The organism is Xanthomonas sp. JAI131, from assembly GCF_013410075.1.
Taxonomy (GTDB): domain Bacteria; phylum Pseudomonadota; class Gammaproteobacteria; order Xanthomonadales; family Xanthomonadaceae; genus Xanthomonas_A; species Xanthomonas_A bonasiae.
In genome coordinates, this window is record NZ_JACCCN010000002.1 from 954,869 (window position 1) to 974,940 (window position 20,072).

Below are 20,072 nucleotides of genomic sequence, written 5' to 3' on the forward strand. Positions count from 1 at the left end.
ACCATAACGGTACCGTGACGATGCGCCCGGTATCGTTGCCGGCCTCGTTAGTGACCGCCGCTTCGCTGCCGCTGCAGCGATTCCGGACCGGCAACCGCCGCGTGCCGCCTGCCCTTGCGCATCGCTGCAAGGCCGGCGCGCTCCCCCTCGACCCCTTGCCCGGAGACGCTGCTCCATGGTGTTCCGTATTTCCATCGCGCTGGTGGCCTTGCTGGTGCTGATCGCGGGCATCGCGCCCGGCCCGTTCAACGACGTGGTGCAAGCGACGCTGCTCCAGGTCATCCGCGGCGCCGGCTGGATGTACCTGCTGGTGGTGTTCCTGACCCTGGCCTTCATGCTGTATCTGGCCTTCGGCCGCTTCGGCCATCTGCGCATCGGCGGCGAGGATGCCGAGCCGGACTTCTCCCGCGCCAGCTGGCTGTCGATGCTGTTCGCCGCCGGCATGGGCATCGGCCTGGTGTTCTGGGGTGCGGCCGAGCCGATCTCGCACTTCCTCAAGCCGCCGGAAGGCTTGCCGCCGCAAAGCATGGAGGCGGCGCGCGCGTCGATGCGCTACGCGTTCTTCCACTGGGGCCTGCATCCCTGGGCGATCTATGCGCTGATCGGCCTGGCGATGGCCTGGTTCCAGTACAACCGCAACGGCCGCGGGCTGGTCAGCGACATGCTGCAGCCGGTCATCGGCCGCCATCATCGCGGCTGGATCGGGCAGGCGGTGAACATCGCCGCGGTGGTGGCCACCGCGATCGGCGTCGCCACCACGCTGGGCTTCGGCACGATCCAGATCGCCGCCGGCCTGCACCGCGTGTTCGGCATGCAGGCGAGCATCCCCGTGCAGATGGCCATCATCGCCGTGGCCTTCGTGCTGTACATGGCCTCCACCGCCAGCGGCGTGGAGCGCGGCATCAAGTGGCTGTCCAACTTCAACCTGGCGCTGGCCGCGCTGCTGCTGGCCGCGGTGCTGGTGCTCGGCCCGACCGGCTTCATCTTCGACACCTTCACCACCACGCTGGGTTCCTATCTCAACCAGCTGGTGACGATGAGCCTGCGCATGTCGCCGTTCTCCGGCAGCAAGTGGGTGGCCGAATGGACCATTTTCTACTGGGCCTGGTGGATCGCCTGGGCGCCGTTCGTCGGCGCGTTCATCGCCCGCGTGTCGCGCGGACGCAGCATCCGCGAGTTCGTGGTGGGCGTGGTGCTGGCTCCCACTCTGCTCGGCTTCGTATGGTTCTCGGTGTTCGGCGGCACCGCGCTGTGGTCGCAGCTGTTCGGCCACGTCGACATGCTGCAGGCGCTGGGCAACGGCTACGAAACGGTGCTGTTCACCCTGTTCGACAGCCTGCCGGGGTCGCTGCTGCTGTCCGGCCTGGCCTTGCTGTTGCTGATGATCTTCTTCGTCAGCTCGGCCGACTCGGCGGTACTCGTACTGGCCAGCATGTCCACCGACGAGGCCGGCGACCCGCCGCTGGCGCGCAAGCTGGTCTGGGGCGTGGCGGTGGCGCTGATCGCGGCGGTCCTGTTGCTGGCCGGCGGCCTGGACGCGCTGCAGGGCATGATCACCATCGCCGCGCTGCCGTTCGCGCTGCTGATGGTGCTGGTGATCGTTTCGCTCTACCGCGTGCTGGACGCCGAGCACACCCGGGAACGCCGCCGCGCGCGACGCGCCAGGCACATGATCGAGGCATGGATCGCGCGCGAACAGGCCGCGCAGGAGCAGACCCGCACCGAGGTGCGCGGCGCGCAAGCGCAGGAGTGAGCGCGCCGGCGCCGGCGCGCGCAGCGCCGCAGCGCGCCGGCTACCGCATACGAGCGGGCCGCGGCACTGCCGCGGCGCAGGCTCAGTAGCCTGCGGCCTGCCCGTCCTTGCGGCTTTCCGAGGCGCCGTAGTACACGCCGCTGACCGGGTCGCGCGCGATCGCCTGGTAGCCGCCGTACGGGCCGTCGGCGAAGATCACGCGGTGGCCCTTGCGCATCAGCGCGCGGATCGCGTCGTAGGAAAACCCGGTTTCCAGATTCAGTTCGCCGCCGTCGCTCATCGCCGTGGCCTGCCCGGTCGGTTCGGTCGACCCTTCGTGCTGGATCCGCGGCGCATCGCCGGCTTCCTGCAGGTTCATGTGGAAATCGATCAGGTTCATCATGATCTGCACATGCCCTTGCGGCTGCATCGCCCCGCCCATCACGCCGAAGCTGAGCCACGGCTTGCCGTCCTTGGTCACGAACGCCGGGATGATGGTCTGGAACGGGCGCTTGCCCGGCGCGTAGCCGTTGGGATGGTCCTTCTTGAGCACGAACATCTCGCCGCGGTCCTGCAGGATGAAGCCCAGCCCCGGCGGCGCCATGCCGCTGCCCATGCCGCGGTAGTTGGACTGGATCAGCGACACCATCATGCCGTCGGCATCGGCCACGGTCAGGTAGATGGTGTCGCCTTCCTCCAACTGTTTCGGCGTGCCCGGCTGCACTTCCTTCAGGGCCTTGTCCATCGAGATCAGCGCACGGCGCTGCGCGGCGTAGTCCTTGGAGATCAGCTTGGCCAGCGGCGCCGGCTGGAACGCCGGATCGGCGTAGAAGCGCGCGCGGTCGGCGAAGGCCAGTTTCTTGGCCTCGGCGAACAGGTGGATGTGCTCGGCCGAGCCGAACGGGATCTTGGAGAAGTCGTAGCCCTCCAGGATGTTGAGCATCTGCAGCGCGGCGATGCCCTGGCTGTTGGGCGGCAGTTCCCACACGTCGTAGCCGCGATAGTTGCTGCTGACCGGCTCGACCCATTCGCCGTGGTGGCTGGCCAGGTCGTCGTAGCTCAGGAAGCCGCCGTTGGCCTTGAAATAGGCATCGATGGTGCGCGCGATCGGCCCCTTGTAGAACGCGTCGCGGCCGCCGTCGGCGATCTGCTGCAGCGTATTGGCCAGGTTCGGGTTCTTCCACAGCTCGCCCTTGCGCGGCGCATGGCCGTCGATGGTGAACTGTTCCTTGAAGCCGGGATACTGCGACAGCCGCGGCACCGAGCGGTCCCAGTAATAGGCGATCGTCTCGGCCACCGGGTGGCCCTCGCGGGCGTAGCGGATCGCCGGCGCCAGGTTCTGCGCCATCGGCCGGCGTCCGAAGCGCTCGTGCAGCGCGAACCAGCCGTCCACCGCGCCCGGCACCGACACCGGCAGCGGCCCGGTCGGCGGAATGTCCTTCAAGCCGCGCCGCTGGAACTCGGCCAGGGTCAGCGATTTGGGCGAACGGCCCGAACCGTTGTAGCCGTAGAGCTTGTGGGTCTTCGGATCCCACACGATCGCGAACAGGTCGCCGCCGACGCCGTTGCCGGTCGGCTCCATCAGTCCGAGCGCGGCGTTGGCGGCGATCGCCGCATCCACCGCCGAACCGCCGGCCTTCATCGTGTCCAGCGCGATCTGCGTGGCCAGCGGCTGCGAGGTGGCGGCCATCGCGTGCGGCGCGATCACTTCCGAGCGCGTGGCGAACGCCTGGCCGGTGACGCGGTCGGCCGCAGCGGCCAGCGACGGCAGGCCCAGCGCGAGCGCCAGGCATGCCACGGAAAACTTCGAAACGGACATGCGCATTCCCCACAGCGGATACCGCGCCACCCTACCCGAGCGGAGCCGCGCGCGCAGCTGCGGCGGCGTATCCGCCCTCTCGACGGGAGCGCCTGCGACCGCGCACGTATCGGCGCTGCGTGCGCCGCGCGCCCGCTCAGCGCAGCGCCAGCGTCTGTTGCCCGGCGTCCAGCCGCCGCAGCAACTCGGCCTGCGGCGCCAGCTGCGCGACCAGCACCGGACGCGCCTGTTGCAGCTGCGCACGCGCTTCGTCGCGCCGCTCCACGGCGAGCAGGGCTTCGGCCAGCGACACCCGCGCCATCGCGGTGGGCACCGCCGCGCTGCCCAGTTCGGCCTGGTTCGCCTGCACCACCCGTTCCCAGCCGCGCAGCGCCGCGGCGCGGTCGCCGGCGCGCTGCGCCAGTTCCGCGGCCAACATGTCGCGGCGCCGCTGCAGCTGCGTCGATGGCCAGCCGGCCGCCGGCCGCAGCGCGTCCAGTTCGCGTTGCGCGCGCGCCAGCTCGCCGCGGCGCATGCGCAGCTCCACCTGGCTCAGGCGCTGCACCAGTTGCCGCGGATGATCGGCGGGATACAGCCGCGCCATGCCCGCGTAGGCATGCCGCAGCAGCGGCTCGGCCTCGCCCAGCCGGTCCTGGCGCATCAGCATGCGGCCGAGGTTGCCTTCGGCGTTGAGCGTCATCGGATCGTCCGCGTCCAGACGCTGGCGGCGGATCTGCCAGGACTGCCGATACAGGTCTTCGGCCGCCGCCAGGTCGCCGCGCGATTCCTCGAGCGTGGCCAGGTTGTTGAGATAGCGCGCATGGTCGACGCTTTGCGCCAGGCCCAGCGCCGGCAGCATCGCCAGCGCCTGCAGATAGTGCGTGCGTGCGGCGGCGAAATCGCCGGCATCCTGGTACACCGACGCCAGTTCGTTTTCCGCATCGGCCAGCAGCGGACTGTGCGCGCCGTACAGCGCGCGCGCCAGCTCCAGGTTGCGCTGCATCAGCGCGCTCGCCTCGGGCAAGGCGCCACGCGCGGCCAGCGCCTTCGCCAGGCCTTCGGCGCTGTGCAGGTAGTCGACGCTGCGCACGCCGAATTCGCGTTCCTTCAGCGCCAGCGCGCGCCGGTACCACTGCTCGGCCTGCGCCTGGTCGCCCTTGGCCTTGAACACCTGGCCGAGGTTGTGCATTGCCGTCGACGGGCCGCCGTCGGTCTTCACCCCCGGCTGCATGCGCAGCGCCAGCGAACGCTGCAGCATCGCCACCGCCTCGTCGGCGCGGCCGACACGGCTCAAGGCCAGGCCCAACGCATTGGTCGCCTTGGCCAGGGGGTCGCGCGCTTCGCTGCGTTCGGCCAGGCGCAGCGCCTCGGTCGCCGCGGCCAGCGCCGCATCGCCATGATCCTGGTTGTACAGCAGCACCGCCAGGTCGCTGAGCGCCTGCGATGCCGACGCCGGTTCGTCCACCTGGGGGCTGCGCAGTTCGCGCGCGGCCTGGCGCAGCAACGCCTCGGCACGCGCTTCCTGGCCCAGGTTCAGGTAGGCGCGGCCGAGCGTGGCCCGCAGCCGCGCGCGCACCGCCGGCGATTGCGCCAGGCCCCGGTCGAGCTGCGCGGCGGAGCGGTCCAATACCTGCTGCGCGCTGATCGTCGCGGTGCCCTGCGCGCCGCGGCTGCGCGGGTCGGCGGCATCGAACGCGTCGGTCATGAACTGGCTGACCTGCTGCGCGATCGCCGCCTCGCGCTGCGCCTGCGCGCGGGTCTCCAGCAGGCGCCACATGAAGCCGGCGCTGAGCAGCAGCACCGCCGCGGCCACCGCGCTTTCGCGCCAGCGCCGGCGCAGCAGGCGGGCCAGCGCATAGCGGCGGCCGCCGCGGCGCGCCTGCACCGGGCGGTGGCCGAGATGGCGCTGCAGATCGGCGGCCAGTTCGGCGACGTTGGCATAGCGCTGCGCCGGATCCTGCGCGCAGGCCTTGGCCGCGATCGCGTCGAGATCGCCGCGCAGGCGCCGGCGCAAGGCAGGAAGCCGCGCCAGCGCGCTGGGCCGCGGACACGCCGCGCCGGCCCCGGTCTGTGCCGGCAGGCGCTGCCCGGACAGCACTTCGATCAGCATCACGCCCAGGCTGTAGACGTCGCCGGCCACGCCCACCGGCTGCCCGGCCAGCAGTTCCGGGCTGGCGTAGGGCGGCGTGCAGAAGCGGCCGCGCTCGGCGCCGTCGGCCGCGTCCTGCAGCCGGGCGATGCCGAAGTCCAGCAGCACCGGCTCGCCGTCGGCGCGCACCAGCACGTTGCCCGGCTTCAGGTCGCAATGCAGCACCAGGCGCTGGTGCGCCGCCTGCACCGCGCGACAGATGCGCAGGAACAGCTGCAGCCGCGCCGGCAGGTCCGGCGCCTGCTCTTGCAGATAGCGGTCCAGGGCGATGCCGTCGACGTACTCCATCACCAGGTACGGCTGCCCGCTCGGGGTGGCGCCGCCGTCGTACAGGCGCGCGATATTGGGATGCTGCAGGCTGGCCAGGATCTGCCGTTCGGCGGCCAGCCGCTGCGCGGTCAGCGCGTCGGGCAGGCCACGCAGCAGTTTCACCGCCACCTGCTGCTGATACTGCTCGTCCGCGCGCTCGGCGACGAACACGCTGCCCATGCCGCCGCTGGCCAGGAAGCGGGTCAGCCGCCACGGGCCGAGCCGGTCGCCCACGCCCAGTTCCGGCGCGGCCATGCGTCCGGCCAGCGCCCGCAACGGCGCGGCCAACTGCTGCAGCTGCACGGTCTGCGCGGCGAGCAGGGCCAGCGCCTCCTGCACCAGCGCCGGATCCTGGCTGAGCCGCTCCAGGGTCGGCTGCCACTGCGCCGGCGGCAGGTCGCAGACCGATTCGAACAGCTGGCGCACCTGTTGCCAGCGGTCCTCGCTCATGGGCGGCCCGGATCGGCGCTGAGTTCGCGCTTGAGCCAGGCGCGGGCGATGCGCAGGTCGCGCTCGACGGTCGGCACCGACACCTCCAGCAGGCAGGCGATCTCGTCATGGGTCATGCCGCCGAAATAGGCCAGCTCCACCGCATGCGCCGCGCGCGGGTCGAAACCGGCGAAGCGCTGCAGCGACTGGTGCAGGGCCAGCACCTGGTATTCCTCGCTGGGCGCGGCGCCGTCGCGGTCGGCATGCGACAGGGTCATCATCATCGCCCCGCCGCCGCGCTTGGCGGCCAGGTTGGCGCGCGCGTAGTCGACCAGCACCGCGCGCATCTTCAGCGAGGCCAGGGCGAAGAAATGCACCCGGTCGCGGTACTCCACGTCGGCGTCGAGCATGCGCAGCAAGGCTTCGTGGACCAGCGCGGTCGGCTGCAGCAAGGCGTCGCCCTGGCGCGCCGCCATGCGCGCGGCAGCCATCTCGCGCAGCGCGGCATAGACCAGTTCCAGCAATTGCGCTTCGGCCTGCGCGTCGCCGCTGCGCCAGCGCTGCAGCAGCCTGGTGACCTGCTCGCTCTCGGCCACGGCCGACGCGGAGGCCTTGCGCGGAGCGACCGCCACGGGAAGAGATTCGGAATGCATGCGCCGGATCGTCGAACGGGAGTGATTGAAGGTGGTCGGCAACGGCCGGGCCGTGGCAGCCGCGCCAGATTACCGCAGGAGGGCGGCCGCCTGTTGACGCCGCGTGGCAGGCCCGGGACGCGCCGATTTTCCGCGCAATCGGCCGCGCGCGCACTGCGCCGGCGCACCGTTTCAGGCGTAACGATGCTGTGTTGGTGCGGCTTTCGGCACATTCGCGGTTGCGCGCCGGCGGCAGGGTTGACAGCCCCGCAAAGGCCATGTTTATCTCGCTGCATGTTGCATCGCCACACCAGCCCGAAGCCGACCCGCCTGCCCGCCCCGCTGCGCGCGGACGCCGCCGCGTCGCTCCTCGTACTCGTGCTTATTACCTCGCCCACAAGTGCGGGACGAACCGGCGTGTAAGCGACAAGCAGCCTGGATTCGATCAGACCCCGCACCGGCAACGGCGCGGGGTTTTTCATTTTAGTAACCGCGAAACACACGTTCCCTTCCTACCCACACCGTTCCGAGGACATTCGCCCCATGACCAGTTCCGCCCAGCCCACCACCAAGATCGCCATCGTCGGTTACGGCAGCCAGGGTCGCGCGCACGCGCTGAACCTGCGCGAGTCCGGCTTCGATGTCACCGTCGGCCTGCGCGCGGGCGGCCCGACCGAAGCCAAGGCGCAGGCCGACGGCTTCGTGGTGAAGAGCCCCGCCGAGGCGGTCAAGGACGCCGACCTGGTCGCGGTGCTGACCCCGGACATGGTGCAGAAGAAGCTGTACGACGAGGTGCTGGCGCCGAACATGAAGCAGGGCGCCTGCCTGCTGTTCGCGCACGGCCTGAACGTGCATTTCGACATGATCAAGCCGCGCGCCGACCTGGACGTGGTGCTGGTCGCGCCGAAGGGCCCGGGCGCGCTGGTGCGCCGCGAGTACGAGATCGGCCGCGGCGTGCCGTGCATCTGGGCGGTGTACCAGGACAAGAGCGGCAAGGCCGAGCAGTTCGCGCTCGAGTACGCCGCCGGCCTGGGCGGCGCGCGCGCCAACCTGATCAAGACCACCTTCAAGGAAGAGACCGAGACCGATCTGTTCGGCGAGCAGGCGGTGCTGTGCGGCGGCGCCTCGTCGCTGGTCCAGGCCGGCTTCGAAGTGCTGGTGGAAGCCGGCTACCAGCCGGAAATCGCCTACTACGAAGTGCTGCACGAACTGAAGCTGATCGTGGACCTGTTCTACGAAGGCGGCATCACCCGCATGCTGGAGTTCGTCTCCGAGACCGCGCAGTACGGCGACTACGTCAGCGGCCCGCGGGTCATCGACGCGGCCACCAAGGAGCGCATGCGCGACGTGCTGACCGACATCCAGAACGGCACCTTCACCAAGAACTGGGTCGCCGAGTACGAAGCCGGGCTGCCGAACTACAACAAGTTCAAGCAGGCCGACCTGGAGCACCCGATCGAAGTGGTCGGCAAGCAACTGCGCGCCAAGATGGTCTGGCTGAACGGCGACGCCGCTGCTGCCGCCAAGCCGGCCGCGACAGGCCAAGCCGCGTAACCCGCGGCTCCCCCACCCGCTTCCACCGAAAGGTCGCCACCGTATGAACTCCTCCGCTCACGGCACGCCCCGCAACGGCGCGCGCTGGCTGACGCAGGCCCTGGAAGCCGAAGGCGTGGACACGCTGTTCGGCTATCCGGGCGGCACCATCATGCCGTTCTACGACGCGCTGGTAGACAGCCAGCTCAAGCACATCCTGGTCCGCCACGAGCAGGGCGCGGCGCTGGCCGCCAACGGCTACGCCCGCGCCAGCGGGCGGGTCGGGGTCTGCGTCGCCACGTCCGGCCCGGGCGCCTCCAACCTGGTCACCGGCATCGCCGATGCGATGCTGGACTCGGTGCCGATGATCTGCCTGACCGGGCAGGTCGCCACGCCGCTGCTGGGCACCGACGCGTTCCAGGAACTGGACGTGTTCGGGCTGACCCTGCCGATCGTCAAGCACAGCTTCCTGGTGCGCCGCGTGGACGACCTGCCGCAGGTGGTGCGCGACGCGTTCCGCATCGCCCGCGAGGGGCGTCCGGGACCGGTGCTGATCGATCTGCCCAAGGACGTGCAGTTGGGCGACGCCTCGCACTTGCCCGACCACGTGCCGGCCGCGGTGCCGGCACCGCCGGCGCCGCACGCTGCGGCCCTGGCCGAAGCGCTGGCGGCGATCGCCGGCGCCGACAAGCCGGTGATCTACGGCGGCGGCGGCATCGCCCTGGCCAATGCGGTGGACGCGTTCCGCCAGTTCGTCGACACCACCCGCATTCCGACCGTGCTGACCCTGCGCGGGCTGGGCGCGCTGCCGCATGGGCATCCGCACTACCTGGGCATGCTCGGCATGCACGGCACCCGCGCCGCCAACATGGCGGTGCAGGAGTCGGACCTGCTGATCGTGGTCGGCGCGCGCTTCGACGACCGCGCCACCGGCAAGCTGGCCGAGTTCGCCCCGTTCGCGCGGGTCATCCATCTGGACGCCGACGCCTGCGAGATCTCCAAGCTGCGCCATGCCGACATCGCCGTGCCCGGCGACGTGGCCGAGGCGCTGCGCGCGCTGAGCGCGGCGACCAGCACTTGCGAGGCGTGGCACGCGCGCTGCATCGGCCATCGCGAGAAGTTCGGCGCACGCTACGACGCGCCGGGCGACGACATCTACGCGCCCGGCCTGCTGAAGCGGCTGAGCGAGCTGGCGCCGGCCGACACCGTGATCGCCTGCGACGTCGGCCAGCACCAGATGTGGGTGGCCCAGCATTGCCGCTTCAACCATCCGCGCAACCACCTGACCAGCGGCGCGCTGGGCACGATGGGCTTCGGCCTGCCGGCGGCGATGGGCGCGCAGTTCGCCTGCCCCGACCGCACCGTGGTGCTGGTCAGCGGCGACGGCAGTTTCATGATGAACGTGCAGGAGCTGGTGACCATCGCGCGCTGCAAGCTACCGGTGAAGATCGTGCTGCTGGACAACAGTTCGCTGGGCATGGTGCGGCAGTGGCAGGAGCTGTTCTTCGCCGAGCGCTACAGCGAGATCGACCTGTCCGACAACCCGGACTTCGCCGCGCTGGCGCAGGTGTTCGGCATCCCGGCCAAGCGCATCACCGCGCGCGGCCAGGTCGAGGACGGGCTGGCCGAGCTGCTGGCGCAGCCGGGTCCGGCGCTGCTGCACGTGGCCATCGACGCGCGCGCCAACGTGTGGCCGCTGGTGCCGCCGAACACCGCCAACAGCACCATGCTGGAGAGCAACCCCGCGACCCAGCGCCAGGAGATCCCCCATGCGATACCAGCTTGACCTGGTGCTGAAGCCGGCCGAAGGCGCGCTGCTGCGCGCGATCGGCATGGCCGAACGGCGCGGCTTCGCGCCGCTGTCGATCAGCGGCGCGCCGGTGGCCGACGATGCCGGCCGCTGGCACCTGCAGATGGTGGTGGACGGTACCCGCCCCGGCGAGAGCCTGCGCCTGCAGATGGAGAAGGTGTACGACTGCGAGTCGGTACGGGTGACTGCGTTGGACGTGGTGCCATGATGAAGCCGGGATTCGGGATTGGGGATTCGGGATTCGGAGGCTGCGCTGGCAGCTCCGTGGTTTCGGGCTTCATGCCGGCTGCGCGGCAGGGCCGGGCGCCGATGCGGAGGAGTCTTCTTCCAGGGAGGTCGCTTCTTCGGGCACAGGATTCGCATGTCGAATCCCTACTCCCCAATCCCCAATCCCGGCCCCTTCATGCCTGACACCGGCCGCCCCGCCCCGCAGGAACCCGACGTAGGCGACGTAGCGGTCAGCGTCGCCGACGTGCTGGCCGCGCAGGCGCGGCTGCGCCGCTACCTGCCGCCGACGCCGGTGCACTACGCCGAGCGTTTCGGCGTGTGGCTGAAGCTGGAGAACCTGCAGCGCACCGGCTCCTACAAGGTGCGCGGCGCGCTGAATGCGCTGCTGGCCGGGCTGGAGCGCGGCGACGAGCGCACCATCATCTGCGCCTCGGCCGGCAACCATGCGCAGGGCGTGGCCTGGGCCGCGCACCGGCTGGGCGTGCAGGCGATCACGGTGATGCCGCACGGCGCGCCGCAGACCAAGATCGCCGGCGTCGCCCACTGGGGCGCCACCGTGCGCCAGCATGGCGACAGCTACGACGAGGCCTACGCCTTCGCCCGCGAACTGGCCGAGCAGAACGGCTACCGCTTCCTGTCCGCGTTCGACGACCCGGACGTGATCGCCGGCCAGGGCACGGTCGGCATCGAGTTGGCCGCGCACGCCCCGGACGTGGTCATCGTGCCGATCGGCGGCGGCGGCCTGGCCTCCGGCGTGGCCCTGGCGCTGCGCTCGCAGGGCGTGCGCATCGTCGGCGCGCAGGTCGAGGGCGTGGACTCCATGGCGCGGGCGATCCGCGGCGATATCCGCGCGATCGACCCGGTGCCCACCCTGGCCGACGGCGTCAAGGTTAAAATCCCCGGGTTCATCACCCGCCGGCTGTGCGCCAGCCTGCTCGACGACGTGGTGATCGTGCGCGAGGCGGAACTGCGCGAAACGCTGGTCCGCCTGGCGCTGGAGGAGCACGTCATCGCCGAGGGCGCCGGCGCGCTGGCCCTGGCGGCCGGCCGCCGCGTCTCCGGCAAGCGCAAATGCGCGGTGGTGTCCGGTGGCAACATCGACGCCGGCGTGCTGGCGACGCTGCTGTCGGAGGTGCGCCCGCGCGCACCACGCAAGCCGCGCCGCCGCAATGCCGAGCGACTTCGCAACCAACGTGCCGCCGCCCCGCCCGCTCCCGCTCGCCCCGCGTCTTCGCTCTCCCATCCGCCAGCCACCGCCGCCGTAGAGGAAACCATCTGGTGAACACTTCTCCTTCTTCCCAGACCCCCCGCATCCGCATTTTTGACACCACCCTGCGCGACGGCGAGCAATCCCCCGGCTGCAGCATGACCCCGCCGCAGAAGCTGGTCATGGCGCGCGCCCTGGCCGAGCTGGGCGTGGACGTCATCGAGACCGGCTTCCCGGCCAGTTCGCAGTCCGACCGCGAGGCGATGGCGCTGATCGGCCGCGAACTGCGCGAGCCGACCCTGGCGGTGCTGTCGCGCTGCCTGGCCACCGACATCGAGACCTCCGCGCGCGCGCTGGAGGCGGCGGCCAAGCCGCGCCTGCACGTGTTCCTGTCGACCAGCCCGCTGCACCGCGAGCACAAGCTGCGGATGAGCCGCGAGCAGGTGCTGGAGTCGGTGCGCAAGCACGTGTCGCTGGCGCGCCAGTACGTGGACGACGTGGAGTTCTCGGCCGAGGACGCCACCCGTACCGAGGAAGACTTCCTGGCCGAAGTGACCGCAGTGGCGATCGCCGCCGGCGCCACCACCATCAACCTGCCCGACACGGTCGGCTTCACCACCCCGGAAGAGATCCGCGGCATGTTCGCGCGACTGATCGCCAGCGTGCCCGGCGCCGAGCGGGTGATCTTCAGCACCCACTGCCACAACGACCTGGGCCTGGCCGTGGCCAACTCGCTGGCCGCGGTGGAAGGCGGCGCGCGGCAGGTGGAATGCACCATCAACGGCATCGGCGAGCGCGCCGGCAACTGCGCGCTGGAAGAGATCGCGATGGCGCTGAAGGTGCGCAACGCGTTCTACGAGATCGACACCGCGATCAACACCCAGCGCATCGTCGCCAGCTCGCAGCTGCTGCAGCGGCTGGTCGGCATGCCGGTACAGCGCAACAAGGCGATCGTCGGCGGCAACGCCTTCGCCCACGAGTCGGGCATCCACCAGCACGGCATGCTGCGCCACCGCGGCACCTACGAGATCATGCGTCCGGAAGACGTGGGCTGGGAGTCCTCGCAGATGGTGCTGGGCCGCCACAGCGGCCGCGCCGCGGTCGAGCAGCGCCTGCGCGCGCTGGGCTACGTGCTGGAAGAGGCCGAACTGAACCTGGCGTTCGAGGCGTTCAAGGCGCTGTGCGAGCAGCAGCGCGTGGTCAACGACGCCGACCTGCAGGCGATGATGCAGGACGCGCCGGAAAGCCAGGGCTACCGGCTGTCGTCGATGACCGTCAGCGACCGCGGCCAGCGCGCCAGCGCGCAGGTCGAGCTGTCCGATCCGGATGGCCAGCGGGTCAGCGAGCGCGCCGAAGGCGACGGCCCGGTGGATGCGCTGTTCGCCGCGCTGGCCGCGGCCACCGGCGTGCAGCTGACCCTGGACAGCTACCAGGTGCACAGCGTCGGCATCGGCGCCGACGCGCGCGGCGAGGCCAACCTCAGCGTGCGCCACGGCGAGACCGAATACGACGGCAGCGGCACCAGCCGCGACATCATCGAGGCCAGCGCGCTGGCCTGGCTGGACGTGGCCAACCGCGTGCTGCGCCAGCGCCAGGGCACGCATGCCGGCGCCGCGACGGCGGCCGCCTGAGCGGCCACGCCAGCGTCATCGTCGCGATGCACCCTTCTCACCGCTCCCCATCCTTGCCCAGCGTCCCTGCCAGGTAGTCCCGTAATGTCTTCGACCCCCCGCACCCTGTACGACAAACTGTGGGACGCGCATGTCGTCGTCCCCGAAAGCGGCACCGCCCCGGCGGTGCTGTACATCGACCTGCACCTGATCCACGAGGTGACCTCGCCGCAGGCGTTCACCGAACTGAAGGCGCGCGGCCTGAAGCCGCGCCGTCCCGACCGCACCAAGGCGACGATGGACCATTCCACGCCGACCCTGCCGCGCGGCGCCGACGGCAAGCTGCCGTACTACACCAAGGCCTCCGAGGCGCAGGTGGACATGCTCGCGCGCAACTGCGCCGACTACGGCATCGAGCTGTTCGACATGGCCTCGGACAATCGCGGCATCGTGCACGTGATCGCGCCCGAGCAGGGCTTCACCCAGCCCGGCATGACCATCGTCTGCGGCGACAGCCACACCTCCACGCATGGCGCTTTCGGGGCATTGGCGTTCGGCATCGGCACCAGCGAGGTCGGCTACGTGCTGGCCACGCAATGCCTGCTGCAGCGCAAGGCCAAGACCATGTCGATCACCGTCGACGGGCCGCTGGCGCCGGGCGTCGGCGCCAAGGACGTGATCCTGCACATCATCGGCGTGATCGGGGTCAACGGCGGCACCGGCCACGTGCTCGAGTACCGCGGCTCCACCATCGAGGCGATGGACATGGAGCAGCGCATGACCCTGTGCAACATGTCGATCGAGGCCGGCGCGCGCGCCGGCATGGTCGCGCCGGACCAGGTCACCTTCGACTGGATGGCGAACACCCCGCGCGGTCCGAAGGGCGCGGAGTTCGACGCCGCGGTGCAGCGCTGGTCGCAGCTGCGCAGCGATCCGGGCGCGCGCTTCGACGTGGACGTGCGCATCGACGCGCGCGACATCCGCCCGACCCTGACCTGGGGCACCCACCCGGGCACCGCGATCGCGGTGGACGTGCCGATTCCGGCGGCGCAGGACGCGGCCGCGCAGAAGGGCCTGGACTACATGCATTTCGAATCCGGCCACGCGCTGATCGGCACCCCGGTGGACGTGGTGTTCGTCGGCTCGTGCACCAACGGCCGGCTCAGCGACATGCGCGAAGTGGCGCAGGTGCTGCGCGGCCGCCGCGTCGCGCCGAACGTGCGCATGCTGGTGGTGCCGGGCTCGGAGATCGTCAAGCGCCAGGCCGAGGCCGAGGGCATCCACGAGGTGGTGCGCGCCGCCGGCGCCGAGTGGCGCGAATCCGGCTGCTCGATGTGCATCGCCATGAACGGCGACCTGGTCGCGCCGGGGCAACTGGCGGTGAGCACCAGCAACCGCAATTTCGAAGGCCGCCAGGGTCCCGGCTCGCGCACCTTGCTGGCGTCGCCGATGACCGCGGCCTGGGCCGCGGTGAACGGCAAGGTCAGCGACCCGCGCACGCTGTTCGCGGAGGTCGCGTGATGGTGCCGCACATCGCCGCGTTCGCGGCCACGCTGACCTTCGTCGCCGCCACCACCCGCGCCTTCGCGCATCGCGGCAAGCCGCTGTTGCCGCCGCACGTCCCCACGCCGGCGCTGCCGCCGGCATCGCTGCCCGACGCGGCCGTCGCCGCTCCCGCCACCGTGTCCCAGGAGACCTGCTGATGGCCGGATTCGCCGCCCTCACCTCGGCCAGCGTGGTGCTGCGCCAGACCAACATCGACACCGACCAGATCATCCCGGCGCGGTTCCTGTCCACCACCGAGCGCGCCGGCCTCGGCCGCAACGCGTTCAACGACTGGCGCTGGCAGGCCGACGGCACGCCGAACCCGGAGTTCGCGTTCAACCAGCCGCACAACGCCGGCCGCCAGATCCTGCTGGCCGGGCGCAACTTCGGCTGCGGCTCCTCGCGCGAACATGCGCCGTGGGCGCTGACCGACCTGGGCCTGCGCGCCATCGTCAGCAGCGAGATCGCCGACATCTTCCGCAACAACAGCCTCAAGAACGGACTGCTGCCGATCGTGCTGGACGAGGCCGACGTGCAGACCCTGATGCAGCGCCCGGACGACGCGCTGACCGTGGACGTGGCCGCGCGCGAACTGCGCACGCCCGACGGCCGCGTCTATCCGTTCCCGCTCGACGAGTTCTCGCAGACCTGCCTGCTCGAAGGCGTCGACGAACTCGGCTACCTGCTGCTGCGCCAACCCGCCATCGAACAGTACGAGGCCACCCATGCACGCTGACATCGTCGTCCTGCCCGGCGACGGCATCGGCCCCGAAGTCGCCGCCGCCGCGGTCTCGGTGCTGCGCACCATCGCCCGCCGCTACCAGCACACCTTCGAATTCCACGAGCACGACATCGGCGGCATCGCCATCGACCGCCACGGCGAACCGCTGCCGGCGGCGACGCTGGCCGCCTGCCAGCAGGCCGACGCGGTGCTGCTGGGCGCGGTCGGCGGGCCGAAGTGGTCCGATCCCAACGCCAAGATCCGCCCCGAACAGGGCCTGCTGGCGATCCGCCGCGGCCTGGGCCTGTTCGCCAACCTGCGCCCGGTCAAGCCGCATCCGGCGGCGCTGGACGCCTCGCCAATCAAGCCGCACCTGCTCACCGGCGTGGACATCGTGGTGGTGCGCGAGCTGACCGGCGGCATCTATTTCGGCGACAAGACCCGCACCGCCACCGACGCCAGCGACCTGTGCCGCTACAGCGTCGAGGAGATCGAGCGGGTCCTGCGCAGCGCGTTCCGCCTGGCCCAGCAGCGCCGCAATCACGTCACCTCGGTGGACAAGGCCAACGTGCTGGAGACCTCGCGGCTGTGGCGCGACGTGGCCACGCGCATCGGCCGCGACGAATTCCCGGACGTGCGCCTGGAGCACCAGCTGGTCGACTCGATGGCCATGCACCTGCTGGCCAAGCCGCGCGAGTACGACGTGATCGTCACCGAGAACATGTTCGGCGACATCCTCACCGACGAGGCGTCGATGCTCGCCGGTTCGCTGGGCCTGCTGCCGTCGGCGTCGCTGGGCGAAGGCAAAATCGGCCTGTACGAGCCGATCCACGGCTCGGCTCCGGACATCGCCGGCAAGGGCATCGCCAATCCCTACGCCACCATCCTCAGCGCCGCGCTGCTGCTGCGCCATTCGCTGGGCCTGAACGCCGAAGCCGAGGCGATCGAGCAGGCGGTGGACGCCGCGCTCAACGCGCACGCCTTCACCGCCGACCTCGCCGCCCCGGGCCATGGCATTTCCACCAATGCGGCCGCGCGCGCGGTGGTGGAGCAGTTGCAGGCGCATGGGTCGGTGGAAGCCGAGATTCGGGAGTAGGGATTGGGGATTGGTAACTGCGTTCGGCCACTGCGCGGATAGGCAGCGGCCGAACGCTCACATCGGGCGGCGCGGATCTCTCCTGTCGGAGGGGCTTCAGCCCCGACAGGATTCCGCGCCGCAGGCTCGCCGTGCTGTGTGTCGCGGCTGAAGCGGCTCCTACAAGGGTGCACCTGCGCTTTACGCCCTAGCCGACCACCCGGTCGCGGCCTTCGTGCTTGGCCTGGTACAGGCGCTGGTCGGCCAGCACCAGCAATTCGCGCCGGCTCTGCAGCGCCGGGCTGACACAGGCGAAACCGACGCTGGCCGTGCACTGCACCGTGCGCCCATCGACATCGTGGACCACGATCGCGGCGACGCGGTGGCGCAGGTCGTCCAGCCGCGCCCGCGCCTGTTCGCGGTCCAGGCCCGGCAACACCAGCAGGAACTCCTCGCCGCCGTGGCGCGCGGCGAAGGCGTGTTCGCCCAGCGTGGCGCGCAGCACCTCGCCGACCCGGCGCAGCACTTCGTCGCCGATCTCGTGGCCGTAGCTGTCGTTGATCCGCTTGAAGTTGTCGATGTCCAGCAACGCCACGCACAGCGGCGATTGCGTGGCCCGCGCGTGCTCCAGCGCCGCGGTCAGGTGCGGATCGGCCGTGCGCCGGTTCGGCAGGCCGGTCAGCGCGTCGTGGCCGGCCTGGTAGGCGAGCTTGCGCACCAGTTCCTCGCGTTCGAAATCGGCCAGCTTCAGCGCCAGGTTCTTCGCGCGCAGTTCGTGGGTACGCTCGGCGATGATGCGATTGAGCCGGCGCTGGCGGCGCAGGTAGCGATGGCTGCGGCCGCGGTACCACCACAGCAGCAGGCCGCTGAACGCGATCGCCGCGATCACCACGAACGGACCGCGCTGCCAGAACGGCGGCACCACGTCCAGCTGCAGCGAGGCGCGCCCCACCAGATCGCTGCGCGACCAGTCCATCGCATTGGTGGTCGCCTGCACTTCCAGCCGGTAGTCGCCAGGCGGCAGGTTGGTATAGACCGCCTCCTCGTTGCTGCCCGCCTCGATCCACTGCCGGTCGAAGCCATGCAGGCGATAGCGGTAGCGCACCTTGTCCGGCGAGCGGAAGCTCAAGCCGGCGTAGTCGACGCTGAGCCGGCCGACGCTGCCGGGCAAGCGGTAGTCGGCGCGCAGCGGCTGCTCGCGGCCATCGACCTGCAACCGCTCGATCACCACCGCCGGTGCGCGCAGCGAATGCCGGCTGGGCAGCGCCGGGTCGATCAGCGCCAGGCCGGCGGAGGTCGGGATCAGCAAGGTGCCGTCGCGGCTCAGCCAGCCGGCCGGCGCGCTGCTGCCGTTGCCCTGGCTGCCGGGCATGCCGTCGCTGCGATCCACCACGTCCACCGCCAACTGCGTGCGGCGGCCGGCATCCAGTTGCGCGATGCTGTCGCGGGCGATGCGGAACACGCCCTGGTTGCTGGTCACCCACAGATGGCCCTGGCCATCGTCGATGACCCGGAACAGCTTGTCGCGCGGCAACCCGACGCGATGGTCGTAGGTGCGGAAGCGGCCGTCGCGCAACCGCAGCAGGCCGCGGTCGCTGGCGATCCACAGCGCGCCGTCGGCGTCCTCCAGGAAATCGAACGCGTTGTGCGCGGGGAACGCGGCGCCGGCGGGCCAGCGGCGCAGCGTGCCGTCGGCCGACAGCGCCGCGATGCCGTCGCTGGTGCCGATCCACAGCACGCCGGCGCGATCGCGGTACAGCGCCTGCACCTGCAGCGCCGGCAGCCCGTCGGCCAGGGTGTACAGGCGGGTGCGGCCACGGTTGCGATAGGCCAGGCCGGCGTTGCCGCCGACCCACAGCCCGCCGTCCGCATCCTGCAACAGCGCCCGCACCATGCCCTGCGGGATGCCGGCCTCGGTGCCGAGCCGTTGCCGGACCGCACCGTCGGGCGCCAGCAACAGCACTCCCTGGTTGTAGGTACCGACCCACATGCCGCCGTCGTTGGCCGCGGCCAGCGCCAGCACCGACGGATCGCGGCCGGCGGCGGCGATGCGCAACGTGGCGATGCGGCCGTGCTGCCAGCGATCGAGGCCGGCGGCATGGCCGATCCAGACCGCGCCATCGGCGCTCTGCTGCACTACGCGCACGTAGTCGCCGCCGAGGCCGTCGTGCCGGGTCAGGCCGCCGGCATCGCCCACGGCGATGCGGAACAGGCCGTCGGTGCTGCCGGCCCAGATCAGGCCTTCGCGGTCCTCGATCAGCGCCGGGCTGACCACGCCGGAGATCGACAACATCTCCTCGCTGACCCCGCTCGACGGGCGCCGCAGCAACTGGCCGCTGGACAGGCTCATCCACAACTGGCCCTGGCGATCCTGCAACGCGGCATCCACGCGCTGGCCCTGGCGCAACCACTGCAGCGCGCCGTCGGCGTGCAGCCAGAACACGCCGGCGTCGCCGGCGACCAGCAGCCCGCCGTCGCGGTCGCGGCTCAGCCGCCGTACCGGCGCCGTGCGCATCGCCTCCGTCCGCCCCCAACGCCGCGCACGGCCGGTGGCCGGGTCGAGGCGGAACAGCCCCTGCGCGGTGCCGACCAGCACGCTGCCATCGGTCTGCTGCAGCAGCGCGGCGATCCGGGTCTTCGGCAGCCCGGCGGCGGCACCGGCCGCGGTCAGGCGGCCATCGGCCTCGATCCGGAACAGGCCGTCCTCGCTGCCGACCCACAGCACACCGTCGCGGTCGCGCAGCATCGACGCCACCTGCAGCCGCTGCGCACGCGCATCGCCCAGGTGCTCCCAGGCGCCGCCGGCATAGCGGAATACGCCGTCGTAGGCGGTACCGACCAGCACCCCGCCGTCGCGTTCGGGCACGATCGCGAACACGCCGGACATCTCCATGCCCGGCGTGTTCTGCCGGTCGAACACGGTGAAGGCGCGGCCATCGAAGCGCGCCACGCCTTCCCAGGTGCCGATCCACAGCAGGCCGTCGCGGTCCTGCGCCAGCGCATGCACTAGGTTGTGCGGCAGGCCTTCGTCCATCGTCCAGCGCACCACCGTCGGCCGGTCGGTGATGCTGCCCGCGGTCACCGGCCGCGTTGCCTGGGCCACGGCGGCACCTGCCGCGCAGCAGGCGCACAGCAGCATCAGGAACAAACCGATGCGCCCGCGCAGGCGTCGGCGCAGCGCAGGTGCGCTGCCGATGGTAGTGTGACGCCGGTCCCCCTGCTCCATTGCTTCCCGAATCATGCCCTCGGCAGCACGCGGTTTCCAAACCGCACGAGAAGCCAATTTATCACTAC

The 20,072-nt window shown here is 71.0% G+C and carries 14 protein-coding genes; 10 read left to right on the forward strand and 4 right to left on the reverse strand.

Features of this window, described 5'->3' with window-relative positions:
* The first annotated feature begins 175 nt into the window (after nucleotides 1-175).
* Nucleotides 176-1,753 (forward strand): BCCT family transporter, encoded by a 1,578-nt coding sequence (locus HDC36_RS10785; RefSeq protein WP_179567061.1) that lies wholly within the window; start codon nucleotides 176-178, stop codon nucleotides 1,751-1,753.
* A gap of 82 nt (nucleotides 1,754-1,835) precedes the next feature.
* On the opposite strand, the gene ggt is transcribed toward HDC36_RS10785, so the two are convergent.
* The 3 genes from ggt to HDC36_RS10800 form a co-directional block, all read right to left on the reverse strand.
* On the reverse strand, nucleotides 1,836-3,551 hold the full coding sequence (gene ggt, locus HDC36_RS10790) for a gamma-glutamyltransferase (protein WP_255432681.1): 1,716 nt from the start codon (nucleotides 3,549-3,551) through the stop codon (nucleotides 1,836-1,838).
* 136 nt (nucleotides 3,552-3,687) lie between these two features.
* The gene (locus tag HDC36_RS10795) at nucleotides 3,688-6,438 is read right to left on the reverse strand and encodes a serine/threonine-protein kinase (protein WP_179567063.1); all 2,751 of its coding nucleotides are present in this window, start codon (nucleotides 6,436-6,438) and stop codon (nucleotides 3,688-3,690) included.
* Complete coding sequence (locus HDC36_RS10800) at nucleotides 6,435-7,070, reverse strand: ECF-type sigma factor (protein ID WP_179567065.1); 636 nt, start codon at nucleotides 7,068-7,070, stop codon at nucleotides 6,435-6,437. The genes HDC36_RS10795 and HDC36_RS10800 overlap by 4 nt, the downstream gene beginning before the upstream one ends.
* A gap of 522 nt (nucleotides 7,071-7,592) precedes the next feature.
* Here HDC36_RS10800 and ilvC point away from each other — a divergent pair.
* The 9 genes from ilvC (at nucleotide 7,593) to leuB (ending at nucleotide 16,799) form a co-directional block, all read left to right on the forward strand.
* Nucleotides 7,593-8,603, forward strand: coding sequence for a ketol-acid reductoisomerase (ilvC, locus tag HDC36_RS10805; protein ID WP_179567067.1), 1,011 nt, complete (start codon nucleotides 7,593-7,595; stop codon nucleotides 8,601-8,603).
* A gap of 43 nt (nucleotides 8,604-8,646) precedes the next feature.
* A complete protein-coding gene (gene ilvG, locus HDC36_RS10810) occupies nucleotides 8,647-10,368 on the forward strand; it encodes an acetolactate synthase 2 catalytic subunit (protein WP_179567069.1) in 1,722 nt (573 codons plus the stop codon).
* A complete protein-coding gene (locus HDC36_RS10815; RefSeq protein ID WP_179567071.1) occupies nucleotides 10,352-10,600 on the forward strand; it encodes an ACT domain-containing protein in 249 nt (82 codons plus the stop codon). The genes ilvG and HDC36_RS10815 overlap by 17 nt, the downstream gene beginning before the upstream one ends.
* 195 nt (nucleotides 10,601-10,795) lie before the next feature.
* Entirely contained in the window at nucleotides 10,796-11,902 is a 1,107-nt protein-coding gene (locus HDC36_RS10820) for a threonine dehydratase (protein WP_179568015.1), read from the forward strand.
* Nucleotides 11,899-13,458, forward strand: a complete 1,560-nt coding sequence (locus HDC36_RS10825; protein ID WP_179567073.1) for a 2-isopropylmalate synthase — start codon at nucleotides 11,899-11,901, stop codon at nucleotides 13,456-13,458. The genes HDC36_RS10820 and HDC36_RS10825 overlap by 4 nt, the downstream gene beginning before the upstream one ends.
* 84 nt (nucleotides 13,459-13,542) lie before the next feature.
* Nucleotides 13,543-14,958, forward strand: coding sequence for a 3-isopropylmalate dehydratase large subunit (gene leuC, locus HDC36_RS10830; RefSeq protein ID WP_179567075.1), 1,416 nt, complete (start codon nucleotides 13,543-13,545; stop codon nucleotides 14,956-14,958).
* Nucleotides 14,958-15,140, forward strand: coding sequence for a hypothetical protein (locus HDC36_RS10835; protein ID WP_179567077.1), 183 nt, complete (start codon nucleotides 14,958-14,960; stop codon nucleotides 15,138-15,140). Before leuC ends, HDC36_RS10835 begins: the two co-directional genes overlap by 1 nt.
* Nucleotides 15,140-15,718, forward strand: a complete 579-nt coding sequence (leuD, locus tag HDC36_RS10840; protein WP_179567079.1) for a 3-isopropylmalate dehydratase small subunit — start codon at nucleotides 15,140-15,142, stop codon at nucleotides 15,716-15,718. The genes HDC36_RS10835 and leuD overlap by 1 nt, the downstream gene beginning before the upstream one ends.
* Nucleotides 15,708-16,799: a 3-isopropylmalate dehydrogenase gene (gene leuB / locus HDC36_RS10845; RefSeq protein WP_179567081.1), complete on the forward strand. Its 1,092-nt coding sequence runs from the start codon at nucleotides 15,708-15,710 to the stop codon at nucleotides 16,797-16,799. The genes leuD and leuB overlap by 11 nt, the downstream gene beginning before the upstream one ends.
* Before the next feature lie 187 nt (nucleotides 16,800-16,986).
* Here leuB and HDC36_RS10850 read toward each other — a convergent pair whose 3' ends face one another.
* Nucleotides 16,987-20,004, reverse strand: a complete 3,018-nt coding sequence (locus HDC36_RS10850) for a ligand-binding sensor domain-containing diguanylate cyclase (RefSeq protein ID WP_179567088.1) — start codon at nucleotides 20,002-20,004, stop codon at nucleotides 16,987-16,989.
* Nucleotides 20,005-20,072: the final 68 nt, after the last annotated feature.